The sequence below is a fragment of the Oceanibaculum sp. genome (assembly GCF_022449305.1).
In the GTDB taxonomy this organism is placed as follows: Bacteria; Pseudomonadota; Alphaproteobacteria; order Oceanibaculales; family Oceanibaculaceae; genus Oceanibaculum; species Oceanibaculum indicum.
Map to the genome: position 1 here is coordinate 1 of NZ_JAKUSO010000093.1, position 8274 is coordinate 8274.

Consider the following 8274-nt stretch of genomic DNA (forward strand, 5'->3'; position numbering starts at 1 on the left):
AAGCTACCTGCCCGTCACCTGCGGATCCGACAGTCAGCATCAGGACGTCCGCTCCAAGGTGAGGGCGATGCCCTGCCCGCCGCCGATGCAGAGCGTCACCAAGCCCCGCTTGACCCCATTGCGCTCCATTGCATGCAGGAGTCGCGTCGTCAAAACGGCCCCCGTTGCGCCGATCGGATGACCGTGGGCAATAGCGCCGCCTTCGACGTTAACGATGTCTTGTTCGATTCCGATCTCACGCGCGAGCGCAACGGCAATGGCGGCAAAGGCCTCATTGATCTCGACGCGGTCGAGATCGCCAACGCTCCAGCCCGCCCGCTCCAGAGCCTGAAAGACGGCCGGTACCGGTCCGAGGCCGAACATGCCGGGATCGACCGCGCCCACACCGTAGGAAACCAACCTGGCCATGGGTTTAAGACCGTTCTTCTCCGCCCAAGTCGCCTCGGCGATTATCATCGCCGCCGCTCCGCTGTTGAGTCCCGGCGCATTGCCAGCCGTAATCGTACACTCCTTGCGGAAGGCAGGCCTGAGCTTGCTCAGACTGTCGAGGGTCGTGTCGGGCCGGTTGTGCTCGTCGGTATCGAATGTGGTCGTCTCCTTACGAGTCTTGAGTTCTACCGGAGCGATCTCTTGCTTGAAATTGCCAGCAGCCTGCGCCTCGGAAAAGCGCCGCTGAGAGCGTTCGGCCCAGCGATCCTGATCTTCGCGCGTAATCTGAGCCTTCTTCACCAAGTCTTCCGTGTGCCAGCCGGAGTGCTCGCTGGAAAAGGCGTCGTTCAGGCCGTCACGGAGCATGCTGTCGTACATCTGGGCATCACCCATGCGATAACCCCAGCGCCCGTTTTGAACGATGTAGGGGGCCTGGTCCATGTTCTCCATGCCGCCGGCGACCGCGCAGTCGATATGTCCGAGCATGATCTCCTGGGCCGCCGAGGCGATCGCCTGAGCCCCAGAGCCGCACACCCGATTGACGGTCATCGCTGGCACGCCAACCGGAATGTCAGCACCGATTGCCGCCTGGCGTGAAGGGTTCATTCTGGCGCCCGCCTGGATCACCTGTCCCATGACCACGGTTTGAACGAGCGAGGGATCGACGCCCGACCGCTCGATCGTCGCGCGGATCGCCGTTGCGCCGAGCTCGGTCGCCGGCAGATCTTTCAAGGATCCTCCATAGGTGCCGATCGCGGTGCGCACGGGGGTACAAAGCATAACCTGCTTGTGAGTCATCGGTGTGCTTTCCTTCTTGTCTCGCTTGAGTGGATTGGTTCCTGATTCCGCTCAGATCAGGTACTGGCCGCCATTGACGGTCAGCGTCGAACCCGTGATGAAACCCGCGTCGTCGCTCGCCAGAAACACCACGGCCCGGGCAATTTCCTCGGGTTGGCCGAGGCGGCCGACCGGGATCTGGGCGACGATGCTATCGAGAACCTTAGGGGAAACGTCGGCGACCATGTCGGTCTCGATATAGCCCGGGGCAATGGCGTTGACGGTGACGCCTTTGGCGGCGCTCTCGAGCGCTAGCGCCTTGGTGAATCCCAGAAGACCGGCTTTCGCCGCCGCATAGTTGGTCTGGCCCAGTTGGCCCTTCTGGCCATTAATCGAGCTGATGTTGATAATGCGGCCGTAACCGCGCTCCCGCATCGGGGAAATGACGGTGCGGCACATAGTGAAACAAGCGGTCAAATCGGTATCGATTACCGCGCGCCAGTGCTCTGACGTTAATTTATGGAGCATAGCGTCGCGGGTGATCCCCGCATTGTTCACGAGAATCTCGACCGGGCCATATGCGGTGGTGATTTTCGCGACGGCGGCGGCGCAGGCCTCGTCATCGGCCACATCCCATTTGAAAACAGGGATGCCCGTTGCCGCCTTGAAGTCTTCGGCCGCCAGATCGTTGCCGTGGTAGCTAGCGGCGACCGTATAGCCCGCATCGCGCAGGGTTCTGGCAATCGCGGAGCCGATTCCGCGCGTGCCGCCGGTCACCAATGCCGTTCGTCCCATGATTTCAACCCCCGTAAGAGATACCAACCGCTCTGCAACGGCCGTTGCAGCCTTGTGCGAAAACTGCAGATTGCGTTGTGTCGCGTTGGGCAAGGTCTTTGATCACGTTCATTCCTCCTTACGGGCTCAATCCTTCCGGGTCCTCCATGTCTAGAAGACGATGCCCGGCTGGCTCCGTTACACAAGGAGCGCTGATCGCATAGTCGTTCGACGGGAAGGAAAGCTCCGACCCGCTCCGGTGGCCGTGAAGGATTTGTGTAACTTTCGGCGACCCATTCACGTCTTATGTGACGCCAATGAAAATCCGGGTGGGCACACCGTCCCGGTTTTGAGCAGCGGAGGAGCGAGGCCAAGTGATCGAGACGATGGAAGATGGAATCCGTGCCGCTTCAAAAGCCGGCCTGATTGATCCAGATAACGAACAGCTCGTTCATCCAGAAGGGTTTTTAACCCCAAGGTGCCAGCCATGCCGACGCCAGCGCGACTGCCTTGATGGTGGCGTTTTGGCGGCACACAAAGGCCGGAACGGAAATAGCGACGGGGAGGGAGATTCTGGGTGTCCACCGGACTCGGACGGCTCCGACGACACCGAGATGGAGGCAATTCTGCAGGAGTTTATCGAAACGCTTATCCGTCTCTTGGAACCCCGCTACGCCGAGGTGGTGTGGCGCGCGGAAATTCTGAATCATCCGCCCACCAGGATCGCCACAGATCTCGGTCTCAGCGAACAGATAGTCATCAGACGACTTCAGCTAGGCCGCCGGACCCTCCTACACCTCGTCATGTTGACGCTGGAACCCCCTCTTAAGGTTTGATGCCCAAACATTTTGACTGTTCCGTGCTGGGAAATAAAACGGCAATCAAGAATTTACTTGGAATCGACAGTAGCGACAGATCAATTGGCAATAACTCTCGAGTTTCTGCGAATTTACCCCTGTCCCGTCCAATCAAGGGATGAGATAGGGGCTGATCTCGAAGAGGGGAGTGACAGGTCGTCTGATGCGATGCAACGATCCTGGATCCTTTCACGCTGAAGCCGGTGGTAGCCGCGGGAGCGTCTGCCTCGCCGTGGCGCGAAATGAACGCAGAACTTTGTAGTCAAAGAGTACGTGAAGAGAGGATAGAATCAATGAGCCAAGCCCATAGCGGCCATGCCGGCCACATGCCGTCAAGCGGACGGGGAATGGTGATCTCGGCTTGGCTGACCGGCATCTATTTCGTGATCGAGATGGGCATCGGCCTCTGGACGGGCTCGATCGCGGTGATTTCCGACGCCTTCCACACCTTCTCGGCGGTGGGTGGCGTACTAGTCGCGATCGTCGCCGCCAAGCTTGCCCGCCGCCCCGCCGACGAGGATCGCAGTTTCGGCTGGTACCGCGCCGAGATTATCGGAGCGCTCGTCAATGGCGGCTTCCTTCTGGGCATGGCGCTCATCGTGATCGTAATGGGTGCGATGCGGCTGTCCGACCCGATCGAGCTGCCTACCGGGCCGATGCTTTGGGCCGCGGCGGGCGGGCTTTTCACCGAGTTTATTTCGCTCGGCTTGATCTGGAAGCAGAGCCAGAGCGACCTGAACGTGAAAGGCGCACTTTGGCACATCATTCAAACCTTCGTCGGCAGCCTGCTCATTATCGTGACGGCACTCGTGATTCAATTCACCGGGTTCCTGCTGATCGATCCGATCCTTGGTATGGGCTTCGGCTTCGTGCTGCTCTGGGCCAGCTGGGGCATTCTGCGCGACGCTGCTCACCTATTGATGGAAGGCACACCGGCCGACGTCGGCCTGTCCGATGTCACCGGCGCGCTGGAGCAGGTCGAAGGCGTTGCGAATGCCCACCACGTCCATGCCTGGGCTCTGACCAGCGGCCGTTACGTCTTCTCCGGTCATGTGCGCGTCGCCGACGAGACCGATCCCCAAGCGGTCCTGGCGGCAGCGCACGCCATGCTCAAAGAAAAATTCGGATTCTTCTTCGTCACCTTGCAGGTCGAGGACACCTGCCTTGATGAGTCCGGGGCTGAAGCCATCGACGTGACGCGCACGGCAGGGGGCCGCAGCCGGAAATGAAGATCGTTCTCCTGCTCCTGCTGATCACGCTGTCGGAGGCCACAATCGGCGTGTTCGTGAAGCTCACCGACGGACTGATCCCGATCCAGACGCTGAATTTCTACGCTCTGAGCTTCGCGGCCGCCTTTCTGATGGCGGTCATGCCGCTGGCGACCGGCCGGCCCTTGCGCTTTCCGAAAGGCAACCTGAAAGACACCGCGATCATCGGCGTGCTGATCGCCACGCAGATCAGCGTTTTCAACTACGCCATGACGCTGGTGCCCATCGCCAATGCGGTGATCTTCTGGAGCGTCGCGCCCTTCTTCGTGTTCATCTTCTCGGCGCTGTTTCTCGGCGAAAAGGCACGCAAGAGCTACATCCTGATCTTCGCCGTCGCGCTGACCGGTATCGTCCTCGCCAAGCCGCTTGAGGGCGGCCACATGATCGGCAACCTCGTCGCACTCGGCGACGGCGCGATCTACGCCGCCATGGTCGCCTACATGCGCTACGAAGGAAAGACCGAGGCCGGCAACGACATCGCCTGGTCGATGCTCGCGGGGGCGCTGATCCTGTCGCCAGCGCTCATCCTCGCCGGCCCCGGCACGCCCGCCGCGACCATCTCCTATGCCGCACTCGGGATGGACCTGCCGGTGATGCTCTGGGCAGCGGGGCTGGGCATCGTCTCGACCGGCTTCGCCTATTTCGGCATCTCCATCGTCCTCAAGACGCTCAACGCCAATGTCTATGCGCTCGTCGATATCATCGTCTCACCGGTCGTGGCGTCAACGCTGGGCTACCTTATCTTCGCCGAAATCCCGGCGCAGGGCATGATCTATGGTGGCGCATTGCTGCTCGGGGCCGGTTTCTGGTTGACCCGCGAGATGTCGCGCGGCGCGGAAAACCGGGCCGTTCATCCCTGCCAGTGTGCGTGAACCGAACGGATCAACTCGTGTGAATCCAATCAGCAACGACACGAGACTTGGCAGACAAACGCCAGTAGGTCGTGATGGTGGTGTCGCGGGACGGATAGACGATGGGATGAAAGTCGAGTGACCGTTGGAATCATCGCGCAAATCATTCTGGTCATGTTGCTTTGGGCTGCCTGCTTCCCGCTGATAACCGTCGGCATTGAATTTGCCCCTCACCTGACATTCGCCACGCTGCGCGCGTTCCTGGCAGGCGCAGCGTTGATCATCGTCGCGCTTGCATTGCGGCAGCCCCTGCCCAAAAGTCGTCGAATCTGGACAATGTTGGCCATCGTTGGCGCAGGTGCCACCAGCCTGGGCTTCTTGGGGATGTTCCATGCCGCGGAATTCGTTTCCCCGGGCATCGCCACTGTAATCGCCAACACCCAACCGCTGTTGGCGGCGAGTCTGGCGGGTATCATCCTCAAAGAACAGTTGACCGCGCTGGGCAAAGCAGGCCTTGCCTTGGGCTTTATGGGGATACTCGTCATCACTTCGCCCCAGATACTCACCGGCGGGCAAGAAAATTACATTCTAGGAGTAGCCTATATTGTCCTGGCTGCACTCGGCGTCACGGTCAGCAACGTTGTAATTAAACGAATTGCCGGAAACGTCGACGCCCTTATGGCAATGGGCCTCCAGTTGCTCATCGGCAGTGTTCCGCTCGCTATTGTCGCCTGGGCCACGGAGGAGCCAACAACGATCCGATGGACGTTGCCATTTGTAGGCGCGCTCCTTGTTCTCAGTCTGTTCGGGTCGGCGTTGGTATACTGGCTATGGTTCTCCGTGCTGGAGAAAGCGCCTCTCAACCGCGCGAACGCGTTCAGCTTCCTGATCCCGATTTTCGGCCTTGCAATGGGCGCTTTGTTTTACGGTGAGACCCTTGGCTGGATGCAGATCGCCGGCATTGTCCTTGCGATTCTTGGGGTCGTGTTGGTGACGCGCAGAGGGACTAAGCCGGCCAGAATGGCCGGATAAGGGCAACCGTGTTGGTTTGCTGCTGCCCGGCCTAGGTTCGCGCCCAGCTTCCACCACAGATTTCTCTCGACTTACCTTCGACCACGGCGGTTGCCCTCACTGAACTACTGTACCGTTACTCTTTATGGCTTTGATTTAGATCAATGCCGTTGCTCTCGATTCTCGCATTATGAGCCCGAAACTCGACCCCTATGGTGGGTTTTAGCGCAAGGCTGAGCGTGGGGTGTTGTCGTGCGTTGACCTAAGGCGCTCAGCCCGAAGATGTTTCCGGATCGCCCGATCTTGCCAACTCGGGCCGAGGTTTTGAGCATGACTGTAGCAGCACATAAGACGATTGAAACCGACCCACTTTCCGATGAGCTCGGCAACACGTCACGGCCGATGACGCCGGAAATAGAAATGGCACTCACCGACTATTATCACGAATTTCGTCGCTATCTCGTGCGTCGGGTCGGGGATTCGGTCACTGCGGAGGATGTGCTTCAAACTTTCTGCGTGCGAGTCATCAACAGCGGGACAGTACTTAGGAATAGCGAAAGTGTGGTCGCCTGGTTGTATACGGTGCTGCGCTCGGTGCTGACCGATCATTACCGCAGTGAGGCTGCACGGCGGCGCCGAAAAGACAGCTACATGCAAGACCAGATGGTATTGGGCGATGGCCAGATAGATCTTGCGAACGAGAAAAGCGTTTGCAGCTGTCTTCGAGAGCTTGTGCCGGGGTTGCGCCCGGACTATGCAGAGATTCTTGAACGGATCGATCTGTCGGATGAACCGCGTGAACGAGCCGCAGCTGATCTTGGGATCACACCATCGAATGCGAGAGTGCGCCTGCATCGGGCGCGCCAAGCACTGCGTGTTTCTCTAGCAGCGTTCTGCACCGATTGCTCCGAAGGTAGATTTGACGACTGCACCTGTGAATCAATGCGCAACGGCAAGAGCTGTAGTTTGTAACTATCACAAAGTTCTACAACTGCCCTTCTATCGGCGGGCTGAACCGCGCCGGGTTTGCCGAAGGCTTTAACTCTCAAGAGGATGGAGCGATGAAAGAGAACCCTTGCCGACATACTCAAGCTGAAGTGCGCGCGAGGTGGTGAGTCCAAACGAACTCGAAGCCTTCTCGACCGAGACCGACGCGGAATTCGGCGACGGGATATGCAACTTTCTCCCCACAGCCTCCTTGTCCACGCTCAGGCTAGAATGCGCCGACTTGATGTCGCGCGTAGAGCTGTTGGGAGATTCGCGGAATTGTGCGGCAGCGCCTCGGCGCCGACTTGAAGAATGTCGCTGTGAGGCTGCATCACGACCAAGCAAGCACTGGAAAAGCAGCAGCAGGGGGTTTGTTTGTGCCTGATCTGCCCGATCCATGGTTTCCTCGACTGCCGCTGTGAAGAGACGGATTGTGCACGGGGCCGGCAGGTGGGCTGAAGCTGTAACGGCGGGCAAGTCGTTCCGTCTGTAAGTCCAGATGGTTGTGCCTTCGGGTCACCATAGCGATCCGATGTCCGACGCTGCACCGGTTGCGCCCCCTCCACCCCTACAGCGTCTTTCATCCCAACCAAGGAGACCGGAGATGACAGATTCACGGCCGATGATACCTTCCAGCACGATGCGTTTGCCGGGTTTGAAAGCTCTCGCCATAGCCGCGGGCCTCACCGTCCTCACCGCGGCAGGTGCATTGGCGGCCCAGCATGGAGCAAAGCCACAGCAAGGCCAATCCCAGCAGATGCAGCAGCAGATGCAAGGCGGGCCGTCCTTCGAGCGCATGCAGGAGATGATGCAGCAGGCCCGCGAGACAACAGACCCCGCCGAGCGCCGTCAGCTCACGCGCCAGCACATGCAGATGATGGTCGAGAAGATGCAGGCGATGCACGGCATGATGGGGAACATGCCCATGCAGGGCCAGATGGGCGGCCGGATGTCGGGCGATCAGGGATCCGGCAGTCAGGGCATGGGCATGTCCGGGGACATGTCGGGCGATATGTCCGAACGGATGCAGCAGATGATGGGGCGCATGCAAGAACAGCAGGGAATGATGCAGCAGATGATGCACAGATGCTCGAACAGCAGCGCATGATGATGGAGATGGACGAAGACCGCTAACGTCTGGAAGGCGGCTGCCGCATCCTGAATGCGGAAGCCGCCCCCAAGGAGAGAAAGGGACGGTTCTGTGATGCTGATGCAGTTCGACTTCGTCTGTAACGGTCCCTTCGGCCAGGACACGGTCGAGGCGATGGACGGGCTGGCGCCCGCCATCGAAAACCTCAACGCCAAGCTGTTCGACGTGCC

At 59.6% G+C, this 8274-nt stretch carries 8 protein-coding genes; 6 read left to right on the plus strand and 2 right to left on the minus strand.

Annotated features, from left to right (window positions below):
- Window positions 1-39: 39 nt before the first annotated feature.
- Window positions 40-1227: an acetyl-CoA C-acetyltransferase gene (locus MK313_RS17195; RefSeq protein ID WP_287783264.1), complete on the minus strand. Its 1188-nt coding sequence runs from the start codon at window positions 1225-1227 to the stop codon at window positions 40-42.
- A 51-nt stretch (window positions 1228-1278) separates the two neighbouring features.
- Window positions 1279-2001, minus strand: a complete 723-nt coding sequence (phbB, locus tag MK313_RS17200; RefSeq protein ID WP_143435594.1) for an acetoacetyl-CoA reductase — start codon at window positions 1999-2001, stop codon at window positions 1279-1281.
- Between the two features lie 353 nt (window positions 2002-2354).
- Here phbB and MK313_RS17205 point away from each other — a divergent pair, with 353 nt between their 5' ends.
- From MK313_RS17205 to MK313_RS17230, 6 genes are all read left to right on the plus strand, one after another.
- Window positions 2355-2816, plus strand: a complete 462-nt coding sequence (locus tag MK313_RS17205; protein ID WP_084399043.1) for a sigma-70 family RNA polymerase sigma factor — start codon at window positions 2355-2357, stop codon at window positions 2814-2816.
- A gap of 314 nt (window positions 2817-3130) precedes the next feature.
- A complete protein-coding gene (locus MK313_RS17210) occupies window positions 3131-4066 on the plus strand; it encodes a cation diffusion facilitator family transporter (RefSeq protein ID WP_008892264.1) in 936 nt (311 codons plus the stop codon).
- Complete coding sequence (locus tag MK313_RS17215) at window positions 4063-4977, plus strand: DMT family transporter (RefSeq protein WP_086466597.1); 915 nt, start codon at window positions 4063-4065, stop codon at window positions 4975-4977. The genes MK313_RS17210 and MK313_RS17215 overlap by 4 nt, the downstream gene beginning before the upstream one ends.
- A gap of 117 nt (window positions 4978-5094) precedes the next feature.
- On the plus strand, window positions 5095-5988 hold the full coding sequence (locus MK313_RS17220) for a DMT family transporter (RefSeq protein ID WP_086466596.1): 894 nt from the start codon (window positions 5095-5097) through the stop codon (window positions 5986-5988).
- 309 nt (window positions 5989-6297) lie between these two features.
- Window positions 6298-6939 carry an RNA polymerase sigma factor gene (locus MK313_RS17225; RefSeq protein WP_158085720.1) on the plus strand — a complete coding sequence of 214 codons (642 nt, stop codon included), beginning with the start codon at window positions 6298-6300 and terminating at the stop codon, window positions 6937-6939.
- 619 nt (window positions 6940-7558) lie between these two features.
- Window positions 7559-8062 carry a hypothetical protein gene (locus MK313_RS17230; RefSeq protein ID WP_287783276.1) on the plus strand — a complete coding sequence of 168 codons (504 nt, stop codon included), beginning with the start codon at window positions 7559-7561 and terminating at the stop codon, window positions 8060-8062.
- Window positions 8063-8274: the final 212 nt, after the last annotated feature.

What these genes read in the sequence shown, in the direction of transcription:
- MK313_RS17195 (WP_287783264.1), bottom strand. Translation starts at nt 1,227, where the DNA reads ATGACTCACAAGCAGGTTATGCTTTGTACCCCCGTGCGCACCGCGATC.
- phbB (WP_143435594.1), bottom strand. Translation starts at nt 2,001, where the DNA reads ATGGGACGAACGGCATTGGTGACCGGCGGCACGCGCGGAATCGGCTCC.
- MK313_RS17210 (WP_008892264.1), top strand. Translation starts at nt 3,131, where the DNA reads ATGAGCCAAGCCCATAGCGGCCATGCCGGCCACATGCCGTCAAGCGGA.
- MK313_RS17215 (WP_086466597.1), top strand. Translation starts at nt 4,063, where the DNA reads ATGAAGATCGTTCTCCTGCTCCTGCTGATCACGCTGTCGGAGGCCACA.
- MK313_RS17225 (WP_158085720.1), top strand. Translation starts at nt 6,298, where the DNA reads ATGACTGTAGCAGCACATAAGACGATTGAAACCGACCCACTTTCCGAT.
- MK313_RS17230 (WP_287783276.1), top strand. Translation starts at nt 7,559, where the DNA reads ATGACAGATTCACGGCCGATGATACCTTCCAGCACGATGCGTTTGCCG.